The organism is Mucilaginibacter sp. OAE612 (genome assembly GCF_041806395.1).
In the GTDB taxonomy this organism is placed as follows: domain Bacteria; phylum Bacteroidota; class Bacteroidia; order Sphingobacteriales; family Sphingobacteriaceae; genus Mucilaginibacter; species Mucilaginibacter rubeus.
The window spans coordinates 6,619,862-6,645,358 of the sequence record NZ_JBGMUW010000001.1; the positions used below are offsets into that span (position 1 = coordinate 6,619,862).

General features: G+C 42.7%; 20 protein-coding genes and 1 tRNA gene. 14 read left to right on the plus strand and 7 right to left on the minus strand.

Annotated features, from left to right (window positions below; genetic code table 11):
• Positions 1–164: 164 nt before the first annotated feature.
• Both ABID99_RS27850 and ABID99_RS27855 read left to right on the plus strand, forming a co-directional pair.
• On the plus strand, positions 165–638 hold the full coding sequence (locus tag ABID99_RS27850; protein WP_373615790.1) for an SgcJ/EcaC family oxidoreductase: 474 nt from the start codon (positions 165–167) through the stop codon (positions 636–638).
• Between the two features lie 112 nt (positions 639–750).
• Positions 751–3,672 (plus strand): response regulator, encoded by a 2,922-nt coding sequence (locus ABID99_RS27855; RefSeq protein WP_373615791.1) that lies wholly within the window; start codon positions 751–753, stop codon positions 3,670–3,672.
• A 38-nt stretch (positions 3,673–3,710) separates the two neighbouring features.
• Here ABID99_RS27855 and ABID99_RS27860 read toward each other — a convergent pair whose 3' ends face one another.
• The 5 genes from ABID99_RS27860 to ABID99_RS27880 all read right to left on the minus strand — a co-directional run bounded on the left by ABID99_RS27860 (position 3,711) and on the right by ABID99_RS27880 (position 7,577).
• Positions 3,711–4,538: a hypothetical protein gene (locus ABID99_RS27860; protein WP_373615792.1), complete on the minus strand. Its 828-nt coding sequence runs from the start codon at positions 4,536–4,538 to the stop codon at positions 3,711–3,713.
• Complete coding sequence (locus ABID99_RS27865) at positions 4,539–5,423, minus strand: DUF488 family protein (RefSeq protein WP_373615793.1); 885 nt, start codon at positions 5,421–5,423, stop codon at positions 4,539–4,541.
• A gap of 158 nt (positions 5,424–5,581) precedes the next feature.
• The gene (locus ABID99_RS27870; protein WP_373615794.1) at positions 5,582–5,710 is read right to left on the minus strand and encodes a hypothetical protein; all 129 of its coding nucleotides are present in this window, start codon (positions 5,708–5,710) and stop codon (positions 5,582–5,584) included.
• A gap of 282 nt (positions 5,711–5,992) precedes the next feature.
• Positions 5,993–7,270 (minus strand): Shedu immune nuclease family protein, encoded by a 1,278-nt coding sequence (locus ABID99_RS27875; protein WP_373615795.1) that lies wholly within the window; start codon positions 7,268–7,270, stop codon positions 5,993–5,995.
• A 233-nt stretch (positions 7,271–7,503) separates the two neighbouring features.
• Positions 7,504–7,577: transfer RNA gene (locus ABID99_RS27880), tRNA-Met, on the minus strand.
• Between the two features lie 163 nt (positions 7,578–7,740).
• Here ABID99_RS27880 and ABID99_RS27885 point away from each other — a divergent pair.
• The 3 genes from ABID99_RS27885 (at position 7,741) to ABID99_RS27895 (ending at position 11,023) form a co-directional block, all read left to right on the plus strand.
• Positions 7,741–8,121 carry an START-like domain-containing protein gene (locus tag ABID99_RS27885; protein ID WP_090534561.1) on the plus strand — a complete coding sequence of 127 codons (381 nt, stop codon included), beginning with the start codon at positions 7,741–7,743 and terminating at the stop codon, positions 8,119–8,121.
• A 107-nt stretch (positions 8,122–8,228) separates the two neighbouring features.
• The gene (locus tag ABID99_RS27890) at positions 8,229–9,683 is read left to right on the plus strand and encodes an LptF/LptG family permease (protein WP_091175945.1); all 1,455 of its coding nucleotides are present in this window, start codon (positions 8,229–8,231) and stop codon (positions 9,681–9,683) included.
• 134 nt (positions 9,684–9,817) lie between these two features.
• A complete protein-coding gene (locus tag ABID99_RS27895) occupies positions 9,818–11,023 on the plus strand; it encodes a bifunctional 3,4-dihydroxy-2-butanone-4-phosphate synthase/GTP cyclohydrolase II (protein ID WP_188834047.1) in 1,206 nt (401 codons plus the stop codon).
• 148 nt (positions 11,024–11,171) lie between these two features.
• Here ABID99_RS27895 and ABID99_RS27900 read toward each other — a convergent pair whose 3' ends face one another.
• Positions 11,172–15,602 (minus strand): translocation/assembly module TamB domain-containing protein, encoded by a 4,431-nt coding sequence (locus ABID99_RS27900; RefSeq protein ID WP_373615796.1) that lies wholly within the window; start codon positions 15,600–15,602, stop codon positions 11,172–11,174.
• A gap of 201 nt (positions 15,603–15,803) precedes the next feature.
• On the opposite strand from ABID99_RS27900, the gene tsaD reads away from it, so the two are divergent.
• Positions 15,804–16,805 carry a tRNA (adenosine(37)-N6)-threonylcarbamoyltransferase complex transferase subunit TsaD gene (tsaD, locus tag ABID99_RS27905; protein WP_373615797.1) on the plus strand — a complete coding sequence of 334 codons (1,002 nt, stop codon included), beginning with the start codon at positions 15,804–15,806 and terminating at the stop codon, positions 16,803–16,805.
• A gap of 77 nt (positions 16,806–16,882) precedes the next feature.
• The gene (locus tag ABID99_RS27910) at positions 16,883–17,068 is read left to right on the plus strand and encodes a hypothetical protein (RefSeq protein ID WP_090534570.1); all 186 of its coding nucleotides are present in this window, start codon (positions 16,883–16,885) and stop codon (positions 17,066–17,068) included.
• Between the two features lie 30 nt (positions 17,069–17,098).
• On the opposite strand, the gene ABID99_RS27915 is transcribed toward ABID99_RS27910, so the two are convergent.
• On the minus strand, positions 17,099–17,425 hold the full coding sequence (locus ABID99_RS27915; protein ID WP_373615798.1) for an MmcQ/YjbR family DNA-binding protein: 327 nt from the start codon (positions 17,423–17,425) through the stop codon (positions 17,099–17,101).
• 104 nt (positions 17,426–17,529) lie between these two features.
• Between ABID99_RS27915 and ABID99_RS27920 the strand changes: the two genes are divergently transcribed.
• From ABID99_RS27920 to ABID99_RS27950, 7 genes are all read left to right on the plus strand, one after another.
• The gene (locus tag ABID99_RS27920) at positions 17,530–18,144 is read left to right on the plus strand and encodes a bifunctional 2-polyprenyl-6-hydroxyphenol methylase/3-demethylubiquinol 3-O-methyltransferase UbiG (RefSeq protein ID WP_090534575.1); all 615 of its coding nucleotides are present in this window, start codon (positions 17,530–17,532) and stop codon (positions 18,142–18,144) included.
• Positions 18,145–18,319: 175 nt separating this feature from the next.
• Entirely contained in the window at positions 18,320–18,883 is a 564-nt protein-coding gene (locus ABID99_RS27925) for an adenylyl-sulfate kinase (RefSeq protein ID WP_176626743.1), read from the plus strand.
• Positions 18,884–18,890: 7 nt separating this feature from the next.
• A complete protein-coding gene (locus tag ABID99_RS27930; protein WP_176626745.1) occupies positions 18,891–19,769 on the plus strand; it encodes a sulfotransferase in 879 nt (292 codons plus the stop codon).
• Positions 19,770–20,014: 245 nt separating this feature from the next.
• On the plus strand, positions 20,015–22,462 hold the full coding sequence (locus ABID99_RS27935) for a TonB-dependent receptor (protein ID WP_188834042.1): 2,448 nt from the start codon (positions 20,015–20,017) through the stop codon (positions 22,460–22,462).
• Positions 22,463–22,598: 136 nt separating this feature from the next.
• Positions 22,599–23,279, plus strand: coding sequence for a porin family protein (locus ABID99_RS27940; protein ID WP_188834041.1), 681 nt, complete (start codon positions 22,599–22,601; stop codon positions 23,277–23,279).
• 121 nt (positions 23,280–23,400) lie between these two features.
• Positions 23,401–24,360 (plus strand): zinc-dependent alcohol dehydrogenase family protein, encoded by a 960-nt coding sequence (locus ABID99_RS27945; RefSeq protein WP_188834040.1) that lies wholly within the window; start codon positions 23,401–23,403, stop codon positions 24,358–24,360.
• A gap of 85 nt (positions 24,361–24,445) precedes the next feature.
• Entirely contained in the window at positions 24,446–25,279 is an 834-nt protein-coding gene (locus tag ABID99_RS27950; RefSeq protein ID WP_188834039.1) for a universal stress protein, read from the plus strand.
• Positions 25,280–25,497: the final 218 nt, after the last annotated feature.

A 25,497-nucleotide genomic window follows, 5' to 3' on the forward strand; every position in this document is an offset into this window, starting at 1 on the left:
GCGGGTGTTACAAATCAGTTCGAAATCGTTTCATGAATAGGGCAGGTTTAGCTGTATGTAACAAAAGATAAAGGATTTGTAACATAAAAATAAGTAACATCATGAAGTATCACCTTTATTTGTAGTATCCGCTATGGATGTTTGTCCTCCAGTATATAATACCTATGAAAAAGATAACAAGCCTGATACTTCTGATATGGCTATGCAGTACCAGTGTACAGGCCCAGCAGCCTGACACTGCATCGAACAACGCTGTGATACGGCAGATGATCAAAAATTATGAAGATGCATGGAATAGCCATAACCCGGAAAAACTGGCGGCCAGTTACACCTCTGATGCTACCTGGGTAAACTGGTTTGGTGCCTACTATAAAGGTCGGGATGATATTTTTAAGCATTATAAGCAGGTTCATAATACTTATTTTAAAAACACCCGGTACTATACCCGGGCTGTTGAAGATATTACCTATCTTAATCAGGACCTTGCGGTTGTACACGTACGAACGGGTCTTGCCGGCGACGAACGATATCCGGGTCAAACGTTTGAGTTTCGCAGGATGATCGTCGTGGTAAAACGTGACGGTGAATGGAAGATATTTGCGGGTCAAAATGCCAGGCTGGAAAAAGGTATTAACTAATATTAAGGCCGCTCTGTTATGAATAAAGCCCCGTAGTATCTGTATATTATAATAAATATAATATATTTTTGATTATAAAATCCCGGCAGTTTTACGCAAACTTAATCTCAACATGCATCCAGCTAAATGTACCTTCGTCTTGTTGCTTTTGCTTTTGGCTTTGTACGGTACGGCCAATGCACAAGACACGGTAATTCTGCATCACAAAGATTTCGGCGCCTACAATGAAATATCACTGCGTGATAAACACTGGTTCTTTCATCCTGAAATAAATAACGCAAATACACCGCCTGATGTCCGTTCCGGCGGCTGGGAAACTGTACAGTATACGGCGTTTGGCACAGACAAGCTACCCGCCGGGTGGAAAGGTGTTGGCTGGTTTAATATTTGGGTAAAAGCAGGTAAGGATGTGGCAGGCCAAAAATTTGGCCTGCGCATTAATCATGATGGCGCGTCAGAAATATTTATTGATGGTGAGCCAATAGGCGGCTATGGCAAAATCGGCCACCCGGTTGAAGCAACGGAAGCCAACCGGGCACCATTGGAGATGATACCCTTTTGGTTAAAGGGCAATGCGCCGCATCTGGTAACTATTCATTACGCCAACCCTTTTGGTGTGTACCGTAATTTTGTAGGCTTTGAGGTGTTACTTACCAATTACGATTTGTATAGCAAGCGTATAATGCGTGCCCGGACGCTATATAATTTTGTGCCAATGTGTGCCGCCGCAGCCTTCATTCTTGGCCTGCTGCACTTTTTGCTTTTTCTGTTTTATCCGAAGCAGAAGCTTAATTTTTATTACGCATTGTTTGTTATGCTAACGGGCATCACCAGCGGGTGTGTATACCTTTTTTATTTAACCGCCCATCCGCAGCTGCAATATATTGCTCATTACATGATCTATAACCTGAAGGTGTTGCTTTTGTGGTGGGGGCTCATTTTGTTGTATAAGTTAGATTATGGCCAGGTACATCGCTGGCGCCAGGTTACCCTGGCGTGCGTATGCTCGGCCTATTTACTTTTTTACTTTTATAAATTTTATATATTAAAGGAAACTGATTTTCCTGATTTTTTTTCATCAGTTTTCCTGGTTTGTAATGTGGATGGCTTTATCTGTGTATATCACCTTATACGTAAAGGCAGGCGTAAGGCCTGGTTGGTTACAACGGGTGTAATGGCAGTTTTCCTGGTTTATATTTTTTGCTGGGATGATACGTTCAGCGTATGGCCTTACGGTTATAATTCAATGCGGGTATTTGTGATGAGCGCGGGCGAACTTGTTTTACCGGTTTGCCTGTCCCTTTATCTCGCGCTCGATTATGCCGGCACAAACCAGCAATTGGCCGCACAACTGGCCGAGGTTGAAGCATTGTCGGCTTCTGCACTGTCAAAAGAAGCTGAAAGAACCGAAATGGTTGCGGCTGAGGCCCGGAAGTTAGAAGCTATTGTACAGCAACGCACAGCAGAACTAAAAGAAAAGGCGGATAAGTTGCGTGAACTGGACGCTGTTAAATCAAGGTTTTTCGGCAATATTGCGCACGAATTCCGGACGCCGTTAACGCTCATCCTCAATCCGGTTAAGGAACTTGCCGGCAAGACCGCCGATCCATCATTGCTGAGGGATTACCGGATGATCCTGAATAATGCCGAGCGCTTGCTGAGGCTTATCAACCAGTTGCTTGATCTGAGTAAACTGGAGCAGGGATTAATGGAATTGTTGTACGAACCGCTCGATTTAAACGCATTGTTATTAGGCCATGTCCAAAGTTTTGAGCCGCTTGCATTGCAAAAAGGCATCACACTGCATTTCCGGTCAAACTATCGCGAACTTTGGGTAATGGCAGACCGGGATAAATTGGATAAGGTCATGCTGAACGTTATCGGGAATGCGGTAAAATTCACGGAGGTCGGCAGGGTGGAGATTTTTCTCTATCACGATGATGGGGTGCCCGGGAATCAATATGTAGTTCGCGTTCGCGATACAGGTAAAGGGATACCCAGATCAAAGCTTCCCTATATTTTCAGTCGTTTTTACCAGGTCAATTCGCCGGGCAGTCAGGCTGCAGAAGGAAGCGGGATCGGTTTGGCACTTTGTAAAGAACTGATTGAGCTAATGGGCGGCAGTATTGCGGCAAATAGCTGGGAGGGGGCATTTACCGAAGTGGTGATCCAGTTGCCTTTGGACGAAGCGGCGGGCGGTCATGAGGGTGTAGTGGAGTTTAAGGCTATGAATGCAGCCGCTGAAAGCGAAGAAGCAAAACCTGATAAAACCGAGACCGATATGGACTTGATTTTGCTGGTAGAGGATCACCGGGAACTCCGGGACTTTATTGAACGCCAGCTTGCGGAGCAGTACCGGGTAATTACCGCTTCGGACGGCAAGGCGGGAATCACAATGGGTATAGAACAAATCCCTGCACTCATTATTACCGATGTGATGATGCCCGATACAGATGGTTATGAGTTGTGCGGGATATTGAAAAAAGACGAACGGACAAGCCATATCCCGGTCATCATGCTGACAGCAAAGGCCGACATAGATAGCCGTGTAAAAGGTATTCAAACAGGAGCTGATGCTTATCTTGCCAAACCCTTTGAGAAGCGCGAACTGCTGGCCCTGATCGGGAACCTGATCGGGACGCGCAATGTTTTGAAACAACATATTGCAATGCACAAGAGATGGCTGATAGAGTTGCCCAATATGCCGACGATAGAGCAGGCTTTTTTAAATAAGATAAAAGCCGCGGTTGAAAATAACCTGGATGACAACAGCTATGGGACCGATCAGCTGGCTGGGGATATTGGTATGAGCAGGATTCAGCTGCATCGAAAATTAAAGGCAATAACTGGCCGGGCCCCTGGCGAACTGGTACGCGAAATACGGTTACAACATGCACACGATCTCCTGGCGCGCCGCACAGCCACCATTGCCGAAGTAGCTTACCAAGTTGGTTTCAGTAGTCCGGCAAGCTTTTCAGCAAGTTTTTCACGGCATTTCGGTTTTTCGCCCAAGCAGGTAAATTCATTGCATTAACCCCAATATTAAGGGAGGAGCAACTGTACGACTATTCGTTAGAATAAGGAGCCTTGAAGCTCCTTTTTAGGATAAAACACTCCTATAATCACAAAGGGATTTTTAGCTCTCCTCATGTGCCACTGTCTTGTGGTTCCAAGAAAAAAATAAATATCCTTATTGTTTTTAAAGTTGTGCTCGTATTGGTCTTTAACTTTTTGCAAAGCAACAGCTTCGTTGCCTTCTGCTTCTCTGACACAATTCCAATATAAAGCGCCGATTTCCCAATCTTCAATCATTAATCGGCGCTCTTTACCTGTGTCATCTGTAAACACATAAAAAAACTTATGGGGCAATTTCGGAATAAGTATTTCTGGATCTTTACCACCAGCAAATAAATCTCCTTGCCTGCGTAAGTCCTTCCATTCATCTTTCCATTCTCTTGAATCCGCTTCCCATTCAAGGCGAATGATTGATTGCGGCTTGAACGTAGCAAGCGATACATTTGTAGGTGCCTTGGACTTTTCAATTAACGCTGGAATGTTCGTATAAACATTTTTGAGTACATACTCTTTGCGTTTAAGCCAATTACTTTTCGTGTCGAGCCGTTCCGCCAATACTAAGTCACGGAAATCGTAATTTATTGGAGAATGGCTTTCAGGGCGAAAGTCATCAGTTCTACGACGTAACTCAAGTTCCATCCATGTGTATTTTACATTATTGACCTGGCCAGTTCCCTTTAAATCAATTAAAAAACTTAAAGGAACTGGGTATATTCTTATCCAATCCCCGTTTTCAAGTATTCCGGCGGTACAAACAAGTTCATCATGGCTTCGTGATGGTTGAGGATAAGTGGTAACTGTGATAAGGACTTTGTGCCGTGGCATTTATATGTGCATTAGTTTGTATTTAAAGTTGGGTAAATCTGTTACAGCTTCCGCTAAATGCTTTCTATGACACTGGCATATATTAGCTTCAAAGCATGTAAGTGCTATTTTTTTATGCTGTTCAAGCAGTGTAATAATGTATTCTTGAGAACTAATAGTTTTTGCTAAGGTATCTTTGCGGTATTTTTTAAACAAAGCGTCATAATCTGACTGGGTATTAAGTTCTTGCCTCTGATCAGAAACAATTCCCACTTCAGGAATATGAATATACGCGATATTCAAGCTTTCACAATATCGTTTTAATTGACTTTTACTAAAGCCGAATTTCATGCTTAAGGGGTTGTTTCGCACATCTACAAGTAAGCGAACCCCGTTCTGTACAAGACGGTTCAAATACGCTTCAAGACTAATTCCCTCATAGCCTATGGTGTATAGTACCACCTCGTCTTTATTGTTACGTTGTTTATTTACCATCAATAACTCATCTTTATTTAAGATTGAGTTTGCCTTTACACTATTGATCGCCCAGTAAGGAAAGTTCCTATATGTGTGCTTCATCAACTCTTCGCTACCCATATTTCCGTACGAAGCCTTAACCGCATGCAACTTTATTTTGTCATCTGGTTTAAGCAATTTTAGGTAGCTTGTCTTATCTGCTTTGATAAAGCTTTTTTCGGTTTCTATTAAAAGGGATTTAGTCGACATGGTTGTCAAATCAGCGTTCGCGGAATATGAATAGCACCCGTATTTATAAGGAATAAATTCGTAATCGGCCTTTGTCTGCTTTTGAGCAAATAGGAACAATAGTTTTTGGAGACGAATTTTTTCCAATTCTCCCCCAAACAACTCAAGCAACGCTAATATGATTTTTCGTCTGTAAAACATTTTGCAAAGATACTGTAACGCCTAATAAAGATGCTTATATTTTATCTTAATAATAATTATGCCACAAGAATGCTCTTGATTTTTTTTATTAATAGACTATTAAACATGATGGCGAATGCCCCAATTTCGTTAGTTGTTGATATAGATTGATTTGCCTATCACTCTCCGCTTTTCTCTTTCCGGTTTTCCCAGGCTTGTCCCATTTCTTTGATGAAACTCTCGCGCTCGTAGTGCCGCTTACCAGCGTCCATTTCCTTAAATCGCTCGTTACCCTCATCTTCTTCCATGATTAAAGGGTTTCATAGGTAAAACTTCGAGATAGCCTTCTATAGGTTGGCGGTCATATAAAACGATTTTCTTTTCGGGTTGAGTAAAATGGATTTTCCCCTCGTCCTTTAATTTCTGCAAGGTGGTCTTACTTTTAATCCTCGGCAATAACATTGCTTCAGTTCCTGATATTCACTTGTCTTGTTGATTTATAGGAGTTTTCTCTTTTATTCTTTCTACAAACTTGTCAATCAGTGCATAAAAAGCTGCATCTTCAATGCAAATAACCTGCATAAATTTATTTATGATTTATTCGATATTACTTGTTGTAAAGTTTTAATCTTAGTAAGTAGCTCATCGAATGTTAAAATTTCAACGTCCCTGCTGTTAGTTCTGAATAATTCAAATGAGCTTTTTTGGTCATCGCTCAAATCTCCTAATGAACCGATTAAAACCATGCATTTTGAATTGAGAGTTTCAAAAACGGCTTTTTCTCCTTTACTCTTACTTTTTAAAGTATAGTACTCTTTTTGAAAATTGTCTCTTTGGTTTAACACCTGTGCAACACATCCTGATAGATCTTTTGTAACGCTAAAAACATCTGTGCCCCGGTAAGCAGAATTTTCTACGAGTTTGGTTTTATGGGTCTTAATCTCAACAAAGGATACGTTGGTACTTAAGCTACTCTTTAATAGAAAATCATTGAACTTTCCGTCTTTATTTTCAATAGTTTTGCCACCAACGTAAGCCTCCCGCTGATGTAATACGACAGGCTGGGCAAATAATGACGAAAATATCCAACTATTCTCATGTAGGAAGCCTTGCCACTGCTTTTCTAAACTTTCACTATCCGTTTTAAGTGCAATTAATTCTTCGCATTTTTTGATAGTTTTTTGAATGTATTTACTGTCTACAATTTCCTTGGTCTTAGCAAGCGATTCTTGAGTTAGAAAGTCGGTGCTTAGTGATAATTTATCAAATAAATCTTTAATCGCTTCTTTATCGCTATCGGAGAATTCTTCAATGGAATTGCCCCAACTTGCCAATGACGATGCTAAGGCATTTGGCACATAGGTCTTATTGGGCCTGGAGACTTTGGAAGGAAATATTTCACTTAATGACAGTTGTAAAATGAAATTCACTTCATTTCTATGTTTAGAATAGATGTTGCGAAAAACTGTATTTAATGTAGCCAAAGTTTGTTGGCTCAAATAAAGTTTTTTGCCTGCTAAGTCAATTTCAACTTTGCCGTCTTTTTCAATAATTATTTCTTCGATTTCATAATTGTCATTAATGTAGAAGGCAAAGGGATTAAGTGTTTTAGTAAAACCATACCCAAAATTCGCAGCCTTAATAACACCTACAGGAATTGAACCTTTGAAACCTTTATAAATAAACTTTCTAATAGTTCTATACTTCGGTTTGTCCTTTTCAAAACCTCGTGGATAATGAACTTCTTCATCCTTAGTTTTATAAACTTCACGTGATAATTGATCTACTTTTTCTGTAGGGTCTTTATAAAAGAAGATTTTTTTTGTGGCTAACTCTTTTTGTAAATATTCGCCTTTTGCTTCTGCCATTGTGATGTCTCAATGTTTAGGTCCGATAAACGATTAGATATTTAGTAAATATATAATACTTAATTATAAAATTAAAGCAGAGAAAATCAATGTCTTATTTGTCTTGTACTATAACCGCCCGGATTGCGACACTCGTTAATAACTTCATGCAATGGCTGCACGTGTGTATGAACACTGTATGACCAAAAAAAACGAAAGCAGCTACATTTTACTGTAGCTGCTTCATCTTCAAGTAGCGGGGAGCAGGATCGAACTGCCGACCTTAGGGTTATGAATCCTACGCTCTAACCATCTGAGCTACCCCGCCGTTTTTATTTTTATGGCTCTTTTTGTGGTTAATAAAAAGAGTGGCCTTGCGTTAAAACAAGTGGCCGTCCCTAAAAAGGTTTGCAAATATAGTAGAAATTCGTTTTCTTTAGAAAAAATGTTTCACATTTACTTTTGTTCCTGTTTTTTTAAGTGTAAACCGAATGTCCGAAAAGAAAAAATTTACCATTGAGTACGAGATTAAGTCATCTCCGCGTATCCTGTTCAGCTTCTTAAGCGAGCCTAATGGCTTGTCTCAATGGTTTGCCGATGAGGTTAATATTCGTGACCATGTTTATACTTTTACATGGGATGACGAATCGCAAAAAGCCAAACTTTGTTCAGTTAAGGAAAACAGATCCGTACGTTTTAAATGGCTCGATGATGATGCCCAGTATTATTTTGAAATGGAAATAATGCAGGATGAGCTTACCAATGATGTAGCCCTGGCCATTACTGATTTTGCCACCGAAGATGCCATTACAGAACGAAAGCAGATCTGGGATAACTCTATCGATTACCTCATAAGTGTATTGGGCGCCTGATAAAACTTTATTTTAGCTAATTTTGTACGCTGAACTGGTTTTGCACGTTAATTGGTTTTAACTGTGCGGCTAACTGGTTTTGCCCCTGTTAATTGCAAATAGCACTAATGAAGAAGATCCACCTTTTACTCCTTAAATCGTTTATAAGGCCTTTTTTGGTTACGCTTTTCATCGTGATGTTTGTGTTGCTGATGTTGTTTTTGTTTAAATACATTGACGACCTTATTGGCAAAGGCTTTGCCTGGTATACCATCCTGGAGCTCATGATGTATAATTCGGCCACCAATGTTCAAATGGCCCTCCCGTTATCCATCCTGCTCTCTACCATCATGACCTATGGCTCCCTTGGCGAAAATTACGAGCTTGTTGCTATCAAAGCGGCAGGCATTTCGTTGCGCCGGGCCATGTACCCAATGATCGTGATCATTTCTATACTTAGTATCGCGGCGTTCTTTTTTTCTGATTATATGCTGCCGGTGGCCAATCTTAAATATTATTCGCTGTTGTATGATGCCCGGAAACAAAAATCGGCCGATTTGCTGCCCGAGGGGGTGTTCAGTACCAGTTTTCCCGGCTACACAATCCGTGTAAAGCGTAAGGACCCGGACGGACAGCGGTTGTATGATATCATGATCTATAAAAAAAGTGAGAAAGGTGATAATAACAATTCGGTGATCCTGGCCCGCGAAGGCACCATGTTCCGCACCATGGGCGATAAATACCTGGTATTACGTTTAAAGGATGGGGTGACATATGAAGAAACCGCTTCCGAAAATGCCACATATAACACGAGGCAGCGCCTGCTGCGGGAGCGTTTTAAGGAAACCGAAACCAAGTTTGATCTGTCGGCATTTAAGCTTACCCGTACCAGTGAAAGCGAGTTTAAGTCCGCATCGCAAATGATGAACATTAAACAGCTGAGGCATTATCTCGATTCGTCGCAGCGTTCAGTAGATAGCAATGTGATGGTGAATTATAAACTGGTTACCCCATACATTAAATACTATTCAATACCTGCGCAATCAAAGGTTATTAAAAAATATAAAGAGTTTGATCCTAAAAAAGATGTTTTTCAGGGCCTTACCTTATCCGAACAGCAAATGAGCCTCAACAGTGCGGCTTCCGAAATAAGGTCGATAAAGGATGTGATCAAAAACCGGAGCGACAGGTATAAAGGCGATTCGGAAGGTATCCGCAGGTATTTTGTAGAGTATCAAAAAAAATATAACCTTTCGGTAGCTTGTTTGGTATTGTTTTTAATCGGTGCGCCGCTGGGCTCCATTATCCGCAAAGGTGGTTTGGGTTTGCCGGTAGTAGTTTCGGTGGTATTTTTCCTCATCTACTATATCATTACCACTATCGGCGAAAAATCGGTTAAGGGCGGCGATATTAACAAGTACCTGGGCATGTGGATTTCTATTATCACGCTGCTGCCTATCGGTTTGTTCCTTTCTTATAAAGCGGCTACAGACTCCGCCCTGTTTGATATGGAGATTTATAAACGTTTTGTAAACCGCGTGGCAGCAAAGTTTAAGCCCAAGGCAACCCGCCACGGTCATTAACGGTATATTTAATAAAAGCCATATTATAAAAGCATTATCATTTTACACAAGGCCGACCCAAGTCATGGTAATATGCGTTAAATTTGATTTAGATTAAACAAGCGTTTAGGCGCTACCCAACAAGTAAGTATAGAATGTTAAACACCATACAGGAAGCGATTGAAGAAATCAAAGCAGGTAAAACAATTATCGTAGTTGATGACGAAGATCGTGAAAACGAGGGCGACTTTTTAACGGCCGCCCGCAATGCCACCCCCGAAACAATTAATTTTATGGTACGCCATGGCCGCGGCCTGGTTTGCGCCCCAATTACAGCGCAAAGGGCGCGCGAGCTTGACCTAATGCCTATGGTAAGCCATAACACCACATCGCACGAAACTAACTTTACGGTTTCTGTCGATTTGCTTGGTCATGGCTGTACTACAGGTATTTCTGCAAGCGACAGGTCAAAAACCACACTTGCGCTTATCGACCCGGCTACTAAACCCGAAGACCTTGGTCGCCCGGGGCATATTTTCCCGCTGATAGCCAAGGATGGCGGTGTACTGCGCCGTACAGGGCATACCGAGGCTGCGATTGACCTGGCCGTTTTAGCCGGTATGGAACCTGCCGGCGTTATTTGCGAAATTATGAAGGAAGACGGCGAAATGGCCCGCCTGCCCGACCTGCTGGAGATAGCCAAAGAATTTAATCTTAAAATAGTATCTATCAAAGATCTCATTGCTTATCGCCTGGAGCATGAGTCGATGGTAAGACGAGAAGTAGCTGTGAAGATGCCCACCGAATGGGGCGATTTTGATATGATAGCTTATACCCAGGTTGATACCGGCGAAAATCACCTCGCCCTGGTAAAAGGAACCTGGGAGCCTGGTGAGCCTATTTTGGTCCGCGTGCATAGCTCATGCGTTACCGGCGACATATTTGGTTCATGCCGTTGCGATTGCGGTCCGCAGTTGCATAAAGCAATGGAGATGATCAGCAAGGAAGGTAAGGGCGCTATTGTTTACATGAACCAGGAAGGCCGGGGTATTGGCCTGATCAATAAATTAAGGGCCTATCATTTGCAGGAAAACGGTTATGATACTGTTGACGCTAACCTGAAGCTGGGCTTTAAGATGGATCAGCGCGATTATGGTATCGGTGCGCAGATCCTACGCAGCCTCGGTATCACCAAAATGCGTTTGATGAGCAATAACCCTAAGAAACGGGCAGGCCTTATCGGCTACGGTTTGGAAGTTGTTGAGAATGTGCCTATCGAAATAGCGTCAAACCCTCATAACGAAGCTTACCTGCGCACCAAACGCGACAAGATGGACCATGCCATTATGCGTGATCATTGATCGTTATAAGATCAAAGCGAAAGGCTGAAAGCCTAAAGCGAAATAAATAATTTATAGTAAAAGGCTTAAAGCAGATCGCTTTAAGCCTTTTACTATTCAATGTATTTGTGCAGGAAAGCTTTTGGCTTTTAGCTTTAAGCCTTCGGCTCTACTGATCCTCATCTTCATCGGGCCTGGTTGCCGGTGTGGTAATTGATGATGGGATAGGAGCGGGGTTAACCGGCGCATTTTTGCGGCGGCCCTGTCTGAATATGTTCCGGATAAACTCACCGAAGGTATCAAAGTCACGCTGGTAAACCAAACCTAACCCGTTTACATACTGCGGCGCCAGCACGTCTGTAAGGCTGCTTAATGTTACGTTGTTTAACGCCCTGTAAGAGTATCTTGCCGTTAGGTTGCCATCGCGGCGTATCTTGTATAAGGCCTCAAAGTCTTTGGTGAGGCTGTTAAACCGTTGGTTAAACAGGTTGTTGTTGCTGTTATTAAAAATATCATTTGAGCCGTTATTGCTGAACAAGCTTCCGTTAAATGATAGCCTGCTATCAAAGAAGTGCAGCGAAGCACTTGCCTCGTTGAAGGAGCGAATATTTAAGTCGAAGTTTTTAATGTTTGATTGCGATATTAGGCTGTTAAGCTTGTTAAATGCAAATTCGCTCACCGCTTCGCCGGCAGTGCCCAGCACCTGGTTGGTTAAGTTATTACTGTTTGATGTAAAGTTACGGCGAACAATAATGCTGATAGCCTGCTGGCTCCGGTTATTGGCATCGGCAAGGTAAGTTGACAGATCGTCCTTAACAGATGGGTCGGTAGGGAAGTTAAAGTCAAAATCAATATTAGGCTGTAATAGAGATTTGGTCAGGATCAGCTCGGCTTGTACCAGCGTTTGCTGCCCCGAGGTAGGGGTTTGTAAACCCGCGGCAGTGTACAGCGGCGCCTTACTGGTACGCACCTCATACAAGGCTTTAAGGTTGATCTCGGCATTTGAGGGGTTACCTGTCCACCTGATGGTACCACCCTGGCTTACTGTAAAGTTTTTACTGATAAAGTTTTTGGCCGTAAACTCAAACTTGCCCGACGATATCAAAAAGTCACCGTACATCTCAAAATCGCCCAGGCTGTTGATATTCAGCTTTAAATTACGGGCTACGCCGCTGCCTTCCAGTTGGCCGTAATCGGTAGCTATTTTTACAATAGTTTTTTCATCGGCGCTTAAATCAAAGTTTAGGGTAACACCGTTGAAAGCACGCTCTTTGGCAACAACTTTGGCGGTGTCACTATGGCTTACAAATTTAATGAAATCATAATCGTTAGCGGTTGACGAGGTGTTGAGCGGTATATTGAAAACGGTACCTGCATTGGTGCTGGCTGTAATATCAATCTTCATGTTATCAACCGGTCCGTTGAAGTTAAATGTGCCTGTGCCATAAGCCGTACCATAATAAAGGTGGTTATCTTTAAACGTGGTATTCAGGGCCATCAGGTTATCGGCTTTAAGGCTTACATTAATATCCGGGTTGGATAGGTTATTGAGGTTTACGGTACCATTGGCGGTTCCGGTACCTTTGTGAATGTCTTTCAAAACCATATCCTTAATGCTGATAATGCTGTTATTGACATCCAGCTTATTATTAACCGTATAAGCTGTTTTTAAATAATTAACGGTAAGGCCGGTATTAACAAGGGTAACGGTGCCATTAAGCTGGGGGTTTGATGGCTTGCCGGTAAGCTTCAGGTCGGTTGAAACATGGCCTTTTATATCCGAAACGAGGTCTTTAACAAAAGGCTCAAATATAATAGCTTCGGTTTGGTTCATCTTGATATCAAAATCAAGGTTATCATCAGTCTCTTTACCAAACGAGTAGGTGCCGCCAATGTTCATGGTTTCCAGCCCGCGGTTAATGATATTCATATTAACATCGGCTTGTTTACGGTCGTTGCCAAGTGTGGTGGCCAGTTTCACGTTACCTATCAGCGTTTTGTTCATGGTAAGTGAATCAATGGTTAAATGCGAATCGATGCCCGGAGATTTGAGCACCGAGGTCAGTTTAACGTCGCCATCCAGGTAGCCCTTTAAGTTTACCCCCGAAGTGCGCGTGAGCTGGTTAAACGTACGCATGTTAAACTTCTGGAACGAGAGCTTTAACTGATCGGCGGGATTATCAGATATAAAACCATCGATAAATACTTTTTGCGGCCCGTTTGAAAGCTCAAAGCCCGATACCTGTGTTTTGCCATCCAGTAAACGGATGCGCACCTGCTCCTGGATCTTCCATTTCTCTTTTTCCAGTATCACGTCTGATGGCAGCAGTTTCAGTTTGGCCGTAGTATCGCGGCCAAATTCAACCAGACCGTAGAGGTCCAGCTGGTTAACGGCGTTTTTGTCGGAGAGCTTAACGTTAAAGTTAAGGCTGTCGTTTTTCAGGAAGTTGGTAATGTTGATATCCTTGATGAAAAGGCTGTCAGTTAGGTCAACCCGCCTCAGGGATACGTTGAGGCCCAGCAAGCTATCGGTAGTGTTTTCGTCAATAATAAAATCATGGAAAACTGTTTTGCCGTATTTAAGCGTTTTGATATAGCCCGATAACGTAGCTGTTTTCTTTTCCGAATTAAATTGACCAACGAAAGTTCCCTGGTCGGGAATTTTCAGATCGGGCAGGAAGATGGCTGTAAGCGGATCGAGGTTTTTAAGGTTCAGGTTAAAATCAAACTCCTCCGGCTTAGGCGGCACTATAGTTGTTTTTATGGAAGGGATATACTTTTTAACGATGGTTTTAAAATACGAAGGCAGGGTTGCAAGGTCATATTTGCCCTTGATGCTGCCATCGGCAAAGTCAGATTTTAAAGCGATGGTGCGGTTATTGCCTATTCCTTCTGCTGATAGGTAAAGCGAGTCAACCGCATAATTATTCCGCGGATTGACCACCCTTGCCGGGGAAAACAGGATGTTCCCCTGCAAATTGGCCAGGTCATCGCCTTTAAACTGGGTTTTAAGCAGCGTGCTTACAGTTAAAGTATCTTTGGTAAAACCAAGCTTGTTCAGGTTAGCGTCCCTGATATCGGCAGTTAAATCATAAGTTGGCAAAGCGGGATTAAGGTTAACCTTGCCTTTAAGGTCAAGCTTTATGTTCCTGTCGTTTATGGTAATATGAGCGTTGGCCAGCCTGTTTATAAAACTGCCGTTAAGTGTAAGCCTGTTATAGGTGTAGTTATTATAGGTGACGGATGCGATTTTTGCATCCACTTTTTCAGTAAGGCTTTTCAGCGCGTCGCCGCTGCCCTGTATGTTTGAAGTAAAGGTGGCCCTGCCCAAATCGCTTTGATCAAGCAGGGTGCCCAGGTCAAAGGCATAGGCGTTAACCCTGCCGCTGTAGCTTGGGCGGTCATTTTTATCAATTTTAAGGTTGATGTCTGAATCAAAACGACCGAGTGCAGTTTTAAAAACACCATAGGCAACAAAATCATTCTGCGAGCCGGTAAACCTGCCGGTAAAATTAAAGTTGCCGAATTTGGAAAGTATGGCCGGAGCCTTTTCTGTAGGCGTCCCCGAAAAATGGCTGATCAGGTAATCAAGGTCTTTTTTGTTGGAGGCAACCTGGTCAAATTTTAGCTCAAGGAATGCATTATCCCAATCGGTAAGGTTGTGCAGGTTAAAATCGCCTTTAACAAAAGTGGCCTGCCCGCCGGTAATGGTCACTTTTTTGGCTTTGAGGTTGTTCACATAACCTTTGGCTTGCCCGTCAATACCCAAATCAAAACTCACTTTTTTTAATGAACTGGTAAAGTAGGCGATATCCGATGACGAAATGCGTGACGATTTAAAGCTGGCATCCATGTGTACCTTATTTTCAAAATCGTCAAAATCATCAAACGATTTAAACTTCATCCGGAAATAATCCTTTAGGTCTGATCGGGGTGTTTGAATGGCCAGGTGCCTTAGTAAAATCTGATTGGTATCTATTGTAGCGTCCGATGCGAAGTGTTTTACCGTAAAGCCGCTTTTTTCATGCAGGCTTAAGCTTTTTATATTAGCTTTAAACAGGTGGTTCTTTAAATCCATACCCTGTATCAGCGTGCTGAAATGCTGCACATCCAGGTCGTTAAAGTTAACCCCGGCAATTACCGTATCGCGCAGGCTGTTCTTGTACCTGAAATGAAAGTTATTAATAGCGATGGTGCCAAAATTTAGCGTCCAGGGTTTGTTTTGGATTTTTTTGGTGGTATCCGCCGAATTAAAATAATCTATAACAAATTGCAGGTTGGTAGTACTGTCTTTTTGTTTTTTGAGATAGAAGGAGCCATTATCCAGTTCGATATTGGAAAAGTTGATGGTACGGCGTTTAATACTTCTGAAAAGATAAAAACCCTCAACATCAACAGCTAATCGGGGTGTGCTTAGTAAAGTATCCTGTTTCTTATCCAAAATATAAAGCCCCTCAATTACCACCGAGCGAAATGGCCTGAGGTAAAGGCTTTTAATCCCAACTTTGGTTTTCAATTCGCCGGCAAGGTAAGCTGCTGCTTTTTTGGCAGCCCAGGTTTGTACCGGCTTAAACTGAAATGTGAGCAAAAGTATGCTCAATGTCAATAAAATGAACAATACCAGGCCCAGGAATATTTTGAGTACTTTTTTAATAACTTTGCACCTTTAATTAGTGAGTTAGCGAAATAATGAGTTGGTGAATTTTCCTCTATCCCTATACAATTAGTAAGAGGGATTGGTTTGCTTCTCATTAATAAATCACTAAATTACTAAATCAGTAAATCAATAATTAATAAACACGTGCCCGTAATTTTAGGAATCGAATCATCATGTGATGAAACCTCAGCTTCGGTTTGTGTTGATGGTGTGATCATGAGCAATGTTATTGCCAATCAAACCATACACGAGGCCTATGGAGGCGTGGTCCCGGAGTTAGCCTCAAGGGTTCATCAGCAAAATATTGTTCCGGCTGTTCAGCAGGCATTAATAAACGCAAAAGTAAGCAAAAATGATATTGATGCGGTAGCTTTTACACGTGGTCCCGGACTTTTAGGTTCTCTTTTAGTGGGCGTATCATTTGCCAAAGCTTTCGCACTGGCAAAAGGCATCCCGCTTATTGATATTAACCACATGCAGGCCCATATCCTGGCCCACTTTATCGGCGATAAAAATCCCTCGTTCCCTTTCCTTTGCCTTACCGTATCTGGCGGCCATACGCAAATTGTGCTGGTGAAGGATTATTTTGATATGGAGATCATAGGGCAAACCCTTGACGATGCCGCCGGCGAAGCTATGGATAAAACCAGTAAAATTTTAGGCCTGCCATATCCCGGCGGACCGCTCATTGATAAATATGCACGACAGGGAAACCCTGATGCTTATAAGTTCCCGGAGCCGCAGATCCCGGGGTATGATTTTAGCTTTAGTGGGCTGAAAACTTCCATTCTGTATTTTATCCGCGATAACGTAGCTCAAAACCCTGATTTTGTTAGCCAGAACATGGCTGATATTTGCGCATCTGTAGAAAAACGGATCGCTACCATCTTGCTTAACAAACTGCAAAAAGCAGCGCAGGCATACGGCATTAAAGATATAGCTTTGGCGGGTGGCGTATCGGCCAATACAGGCTTAAGGTTAGGACTACAGGCTATGGCCGAACAAAACGGGTGGAACAGCTTTATCCCTAAAATGGAATACTGTACTGATAATGCCGCCATGATTGCTATAGCAGGCTATCATAAATTCCTTAAAGGCGAATTTGTAGGACAGGACGTTGCCCCGATGGCGAGGATGGCTTTTTAGATAATAGATCATAGTTCATGGATCATAGTTAATAGCTATTTGCTATGATCCATGAACTATGATCCCAGAATAACGATATGAACGCATCAGGATATATTTTTTACATTGTTTTTGTGATTCCGCTAATAGCAGCGATGGTTTGGCTTATGCGCCAGGATAAGAAAAAAGGGAAGATTGGGCTTGTAGTGCTGGCGGTTTTGGTAGTAGGGGTTTTGATTTATGTTTATCTTAACCGGGAAGCGCTGAACGGCGTAAGGCCCTAAGGAGGATAAGCCTGTTTGTTGATAATCGGCTCAGCCACTCTTTATCATCTCTTCATATTCCCTGATCAGCTTTTTGGTGGCCCTTGCAAGGTACGCTGTTATTAACAGGTGCTTCAGATCGCCGGGTGATACGGTTTCGAGGCGCACCAGCATGTATTTGTAATTTTGATAATGCGGCGTGATGAAAAAGGTATGCGGGTCAAGCGCCATCCATTTTTCGCGCTCGGTGGTGTAAATAGCCAGTTGCTCATCCTTTTCATGTATGTTGGCGAAGATCTTATCGTTAACATAAAATGCAGGATGCTCAAAGTGCATTTTATGGGTAACACCCGGCAGCGGCAACAAGGTGCTTTTCATAAACTGAAAAAAAATATACATATCGGTAGCCATACTTAAAGTTAATAAGTTTTCTCCATGGCATCCAATAAAACAGTAATTTCGGGTGTAAAACAGGACTGGCCATGAACAGCAATAACCTCCGGAAATTATACGGCAATATCGATATCTATTTATTCGACCAGTTATTAAAAGGACGTTTTGACGATTGCCGCACTATACTTGACGCAGGCTGCGGCAACGGGCGAAACATAACTTATTTTTTGCAAAACGGCTTCAAGGTTTATGGCATTGATCAAAGTGAGCATGCTGTTGAACTGGCCAAACGGCTATCTGCCGATCTGTGCCCTGATCATTCGCCCGATAATTTTAAGCTTGCTCCTGTTGAGGGCCTGCCTTTTGATGACGGGCAGTTTGACCTGGTAATTTGCAGTGCCGTGCTGCATTTTGCTAATGATGCCGAACATTTTGACAATATGGTACGCTCACTATGGCGCGTACTGAAACCAGGAGGTTATTTCTTTGCAAGGCTTGCATCTGATATCGGCATTGAAACATTGGTACAGCCTTTGGGTAATTACCGCTACCTGCTGCCCGACGGCTCCGAACGGTTTTTGGTAAATGAAGAGATCCTGCTTGAATATACCCGCGAGCTGGGCGCACAGCTTTATGAACCTATAAAAACCACCAACGTGCAAAACCTGCGCTGTATGACAACCTGGTGCATGCAGAAGCAGTAACCATAATTAATTGCTGAAGTTTTCTCTCCGTCTACATCATTTTGCTGTTCATCGATACAATGTTGCCATGTATCGACACAGTAAGTGTTAACAACAATTTCGTCCGAAATATTTGCGTTAAGCTTTCAATAATGGTTTACACAACAATTATTATTAACGCTTAACACACCACTTTATGATTATTCTGCTTTGCGGGTTATCCGGATCAGGTAAAACCACCCTTGCTCAACATGTTAAAATGAGGTTATCTGATACCGATATCCCTGTTGAAATTATTGATGCTGATGTATACCGTCAAAAGCTGTTCCCTAACCTGGGTTACACTAAGGAAGACCGTTTTGAAAATATCCGCAGGCTTGGTTTTATAGCCGGTAAATTATCCGGGCATGGCGTTGTAACCATCATCAGCGCTATAAACCCATACGATGTGATTCGCCGCGAGCTGATGGCTACTTATCCTGATGTAAAGCTGATCCATATCGATTGTCCCGTAAAAACACTGTTGCAAAGGGATACCAAAGGACTTTACAAGCGCGCGTTATTGCCCGAAGGCCATCCGGACAAGGTAACTAACCTAAGCGGTATTAATGACCCTTTCCAAATCCCGTCGTCGCCTGATTTGTATATCAACACCCATATTACCAGGCAGACCGAGGCAACCGAAATGTTGGCAGGTTTTATTCTTGATAACTATCAGCAGGTGCAAATTAAGCAGCTACAGCCGGCCGGCCGTTATTAACCAAGGTATGATCAATACAACAGTTAAATTCACGCCCCGGCAAACGTTAATTATTGCGGGGATGCACCGTTCGGGTACATCGCTTATAACCAACTGGTTAAGCCGCTGCGGCCTGCAAATTGGCGAGCGCTTATGCGGCAGCGGTACAGGCAATGTTGATGGCCACTTTGAAGATCTGGAGTTTTTGAAGCTGCATGAAGAGATCCTTGATCGTAACAGTTTGGAAGTATCGGGGCTAACCGATACCCGGGATATTGAAGTGCCGCTTTATCAACTTGAAAAGATGAAAGCAGTAATTGGCATTAAACAGCAGCTTTATAACCAATGGGCCTGGAAAGACCCGCGCACCTGTCTTTTTTTGGATACTTATGCCAAGCTGTTGCCCGGTGCGCGGTACCTGGTAGTGCTGCGTAATTATCAATCGGTAGTTAGTTCATTACTCAGGCGTGATTTTGTATCCGTTGACCAAAAGTATATGGCCCGTAAATATATTCAGCGCCAGGTATGGACTCATTTCAGACGGCCGCGCAGGTTGAAGGCTTTTTACCATGACCATGCCGAAAGCTATTTAAAAGTATGGATCAATTACAATGAAGCAATATTGAAAATGCTTAAAAAGCTGCAGCCCGATGATTACCTGGTAATTAATTATTCGCAATTGCTCGAAAACGACACCGAAGTTTTTTCGTTTTTAACCGGCAAATGGAAGTTTGCACTCAATTATTTCGATTTTAAGGACGTGTACAAGCAGGAGTTGATGAACAAAGCAGATGATATCAGCGAGTTTGTTACCGATAAAACATTGCTGATAAAAGCAACCTACCTGCTGAAACGTTTGGGCAGCTATATGCGGGGCAGTGAAAGTTTTCCGGGGAGGGAGGGGTAGTTTTTTAGCTTGCCTGATATTGTAGTTGCTGGAGATCTTCTTAAAAACCTCTTCTAAATATTTCTCATATTCCCAATTAATTCAGAGCCATTACCCTACATAGTTAGGGATTCCCTTTTTTAAAACCTTATTTGTAATTAATCTAAATAAATATAACTTTGCGCCAAATCCGGGTTGCAGGTTATTAAATTTTGTGGCTCGATTAATACTGCTGATCCTTCAATCAATTCATTATTAAGTAAAATATGCATTTTACATTTACCCCTATTCTTGCTTCCGGTAAGCCGGCTATAACAAATGTATCTTCAACTCTTAAAGTAGTGATCAAAATAGCTTTTAGCTTTATACTGGCGATGCTGTTTTTAAACTACAATGCAACTGCGCAAACCGGCGCAGGAACTATAAAAGGTACTGTAAAAACTGCCGATGGTAAGGCTGCGGAGTTTGTCAATGTTGTTTTAAGCAATACCAAGTTTGGTGCTACTGCCGGGCAAAGCGGTCATTTTACTATTAAAAATGTTCCCGCAGGTACATACACCGTTGTTGCAAGCTTTATTGGCCTGCAAACTCAAACCAAAGAGGTTATTGTTAACGTAGGCGAAATTACCACAGTTAGTTTTGTTTTAACTGAAGGGGCAAAAGACCTGCAGGAGGTGTATGTTAAAAGTGCCAGGCATAACAAATTCCTAAAAAAGGAAACTGAAGATGTTGCCCGTCTGCCGCTGAAAAACCTTGAAAACCCGCAGGTATACAGTGTGGTTACCAGCGAACTGATGAAAGAGCAGATTGTAACCAGTTATGCAGATGGTTTTAAAAATATCCCGGGTACGGGTGTGCCATTAGTATATAATAACGGGCGTACCACCTTGTTATCAAGAGGTTTTGTTACCGGCAATTTTATCCGTAACAGTGTAGCAGGTTATAACTTTAACAGCATCGACCCCGCCGATATTGAAAAGATAGAAGCAATAAAAGGCCCTACAGGTACGCTGTTCAACAGCAGTCTTGCATCGTTTGGTGGTTTATTTAACCGCGTTACCAAACAACCTAATGAAACGTCGCGTACCGAAATTACTTACCAAACAGGGAGCTTTGATCTCAATCGCCTTACGGCCGATGTTAACATGCCTTTAAATAAGGATAAAACCGTATTGTTCCGCGTTAACGCGGCGGTGCACAATGAGCACAGTTTCCAGGATGCGGGCTTTAATCGCGGTTTTTTTGTCGCGCCCAGCATAACCTACATCGTTAATGATCGTTTATCGGTTGATGTTGACGCGGAAATAGGTAACTCGAACGCTACTTCGGCCTACAGGCTCGCCCCGGACACCAAAGGAAAGACCTATAATGTTAAAGATCTGGGCATCGATTATAAACGTTCTTTCGGTAACAATGGGGTCGATTACCTGAGCAGGCAAATTGATCTTTATTCATTGATCAATTACAAGATCTCGGATCACTGGAAATCGCAAACCATGTTCAATAAAACTTTTTCGACTACCAAGGGCATGGTTACCGCGTTTTCCCTCGTCGATAGTAGCAAGCAGATAAAACGGCAGGTTACCCAGGAAGATTATCCTTATTATATCACTAACGTGCAGCAAAACTTTATAGGCGATTTTAAAATCGGTCAGTTCCGTAACCGCATTGTTGCGGGTTTAGAGTATTACAATCAAAAAAGCAATAATACCAACGTTACCGTAAGCACACCGGCAATCAATTACCTTAACCCGGGAGCAGCTTATAATAGTTTTACGGCAGACAAAGTTTCGGCACTTGTAGCCGCCGCCGCTCCCAAGCCCGGCGATTATGTTCAAAATAACCAAAGCTCTTACGCGGCCTATGTATCGGATGTGTTTAATATTACCGAACGCCTGAACGCCATGGCCAGCATCCGTATCGACAGGTTTGTTAACAAAGGCGCTTACACACCCGCCGATGGCAAAACCACCGGCAATTTCAGTCAAACGGCATGGTCGCCCAAATTTGGTTTGGTTTACCAGGTAGTTAAAGACCAGGTATCGTTATTTGGTAATTATATGAATGGTTTTAATAATGCTACTCCTACAGCCACAAGCTTTGATAACTCAACTTTTAAACCCCAATATGCCAACCAATGGGAAGGTGGTATAAAGGCTGACATCTGGGATCATAAAATCAGCTCGACAGTTAGTTACTATAATATTTCTGTGACTAATACCATAATGGATGATCCGGCACATACTGGATTTATTACCCAGGCAGGCACCCAGTTAAGCAGGGGCATCGAGGCCGAAGTGATCGCCAATCCTTTGAGTGGCTTCAATATCGTCGCTGGTTTTGCTTATAACGACAGTAAAATTACTAATGCAGCCCCTGGTGTTGCCAGTATTCTGGGCTTGCGTCCGGCCAACTCCGGCCCGGCAAGGTTGGCCAACTTATGGATGAGCTATCGCATTACCCACGGTAAAATTCAGGGTTTGGGTTTTGGAGTGGGTGGCAACTACGGAAGTGATTCATACCAAACCAATACCGCTGCGTTTAAATTCACCATACCGTCATATACCACGGTTGATGCCACTGTGTTTTATGATCAGCCTAAATACCGCATAGGCTTTAAGCTGGACAACCTGACTAACGAAAAATATTGGTCGTTCCGTTTGGCGCCACAAAACCCAACTCGCGGTACATTAAGCATGAGCATTAAGTTTTAAAAATAATCGCATACAATTATATATATAAGGCTTACCTCATTTAAGGGTAAGCTTTTTTTATCGCTAAAATTTATTGTTGAATGTCGCATCCCGGCGCATTTTTTCGTATCCCTTCTAAACCATACTTTACACAAACATGAAACTACATTTAACCTTGTCGTCCCTGCTATTATTGGCATGTTTTAAATTGTCCGCACAAACAAACGCTATTCAATTTGGCATCAGGGCGGGCGTAAGCGGCACCTGGTTATCCCGGACGCCCGGCACGGATGTGCAGATCCGCGATGCCGAAAAAAGCGGGTCCGGCTATTTCGCCGGGGTCTTTGCCAGCTTTAATGTCAACAGGTTTTCGTTGCAGCCGGCTATTATTTTCAATTCATTAAGCAGTAAAACTACCGAAGAAGTTTTAAGCGGAGATATTGTTTACCGGATGTATGGCAAATGGCGTTTATATTATATCCAGGTGCCGGTTAACCTGGTTTATAACATTCCGGTTCATGGCGGCAAATTTTATCTGGGCGCCGGGCCATATATTGGTTGGGCTTTGTCAGGTAGGTTTACACCGGTAAGCAACGAATCGCCGGGGCAATCATCTCCCGCCAACCGTAGCTTCAAAGCTAAATTTGGCAGTGATAACAGGAGCAATTTTAAATCTTTCGACTATGGAGCCAACGTAGTCGCCGGCTTTGAGTTTGATAACGGTTTAATGATTAATGCAGTTCATAATTTAGGGCTTGCTAATATCGAGGTTGGTAATTACCCATACAAGAAAACCAGGACCCGGAGCCTGGGCATTGCTTTGGGGTATAAATTTTAGTGAAGCTTTTTAGCTCAATTTTGCAAACCAGACCTGCCAACATGCTTGTTTTACCTTACACTCCATGTAGCAGATGTTAACCTCATTAAAAACTTTCATAGCCGAAATTTGTATTTCAACTATGAAAGCATTGGTTTTTGAGCAGGCAGGCAATGCCGCTGATGTGATACAACTGAAACATTTAGCCTACCCCAAACCGGCTTCCGGCCAGTTGCTCATCAGGGTGAAGGCCTGCCCTGTACACCCGGCCGACCTGCTTTTTATTGCCGGAAAATACCGCTATCAGCCAGTGCTGCCCCAAATAGCGGGACTGGAAGGCGCCGGTTATGTTGAAGAAGCCGGACATGACAGTATTATCCCCAAAGGTAGCCTGGTAGCTTTTAGCAAAATAGGGGCATGGGCGCAATATGTGGTAGTTGACGAGCAGGACGTGGTATTATTGCCCGATACCTTCCCATTAGCAAAAGCCGCGCAATTATTACTCAATTCGTACACCGCATATGGTTTAATACAGGAAGCACAAGTAAAAAGCGGCGACTGGCTGCTGCTTACTGCGGGCCATTCCACAGTATCGCGCATAGTGATACAGCTTGCCGCCGAAAAAGGTATTTGTGTTATAGCCACCGTACGCGATGAGGCGCAAAAGCAAGAGTTATTAGCTTTAAAAGCCGAGGAAGTAATAGTTCCTGAACCCGGTAAGCTTAAGCAGGTTATTGATGAAATTACCAAAGGCAAGGGCATCAAAGCGGCACTTGACGCGGTAGGCGGGGAACTGGCTACTGAAATAATATCCTCATTATCGCCCGGAGGGCACCTTATTGTTTATGGTTTGCTTGATCCACAGCCGGCTGCCTACCTCAACGCCGAAGTCGTGTTTAAAAACCTGGTCATTAAGGGTTTTGGTGTGAGGGGATATGTGGCTGGGCTTTCGCTCGAAGAAAAAACTCACATGATCAGTCATTTAGTACATTCCATTGGCAGGGCCGAGTTTCAGCTTTCCCCATCGGCAACTTATACAGTTGATGAGTTTGCGCAGGCTTTTGCTTATGATAAAGGGGGGAAGGTTTTATTAGCGTTTTAGCTGCAAATAGTTGTATTAAATAGTTAAACAAATCGTAAATTTAGCATTAAGCGCACGGGTCTCGTACGTACCTAAATTGTTTGTTATGAAAACTATATTAATACCGGTAGATTTTTCCGACACCAATACCAATGCTATAAAATATGCAGCCGACATGGGTTGTGATATGCCGGTAAAGAAAATTATACTGCTCAAAAGTTATTATACATCGGTATATGAACAAATCCTTCCTTCGCCCGATTTTTTACTGATAAGCGCTGATGATATTGAAAATGAGCGGCAAAAAATAGAAGTTCAGCTTAAGGATCTCATGAAAAAGCTGAAAAACCGCTGCCACGAAAATATTGAGATAGAAACGGTAGTTAGCACTGAGCCTATTGTTAGGGCTATACACAATGTAGTTGAAGATCAGCACCCCGACCTGATGATAGTTGGCGGCGATATGGGGCATGAGTTAAGTATGATTGGCGAACAGATCATCGAAATTGCAAAAAGCAGCCCGGTAAAAGTACTGATCATTCCGCCTGATTGTAATTATCAGAAAATAGAGCAGGCATTGGTACCCTGTGATTTGGAAGCCGTAGCCCGGCTCGGCGTTTTAAAGGGCCTTAACACGTCGCACAGCTGGCTTAACCCAAAGCTGATGCTTCTGTATGTCGACCCGAAGAAAAAGCATATTGGCCGGGAGGCCGAATTTGAAGCATCGGTAAAACAGCTGGTTAATTGTTATGAATGTAAGCTTCATTATTCGGAAGATAAAAATATTGTACGGGGCATACTCAATTTTGCTACAGAACAGCAGGTACAATTGATCATTGCCCTGCCGGGCAAACACAGCTTTTTTTATAATTTAACCCACAGCAGCATAACCGAAGCTTTGTCTTTAAATGCCAGGCACCCGGTATTGATCCTTAAATAAGATTTCTAATCCGGAAATAGCTCTAATTGTGTTAAAACGGGGTATTACAGTGACTGTATCGTCGTGCTTATTGACGAAAGCGGCTGTAATAAACCATTGCCCGGATAGTGTCATACAAAACATCCGCCAGATTCATGCCGGGTAAACAGGTTCATAATGATTTAACATCGAGGTTAAGCCGGGATAAAACCTTTCTGTTTATATTTAGTTAAGTAGTC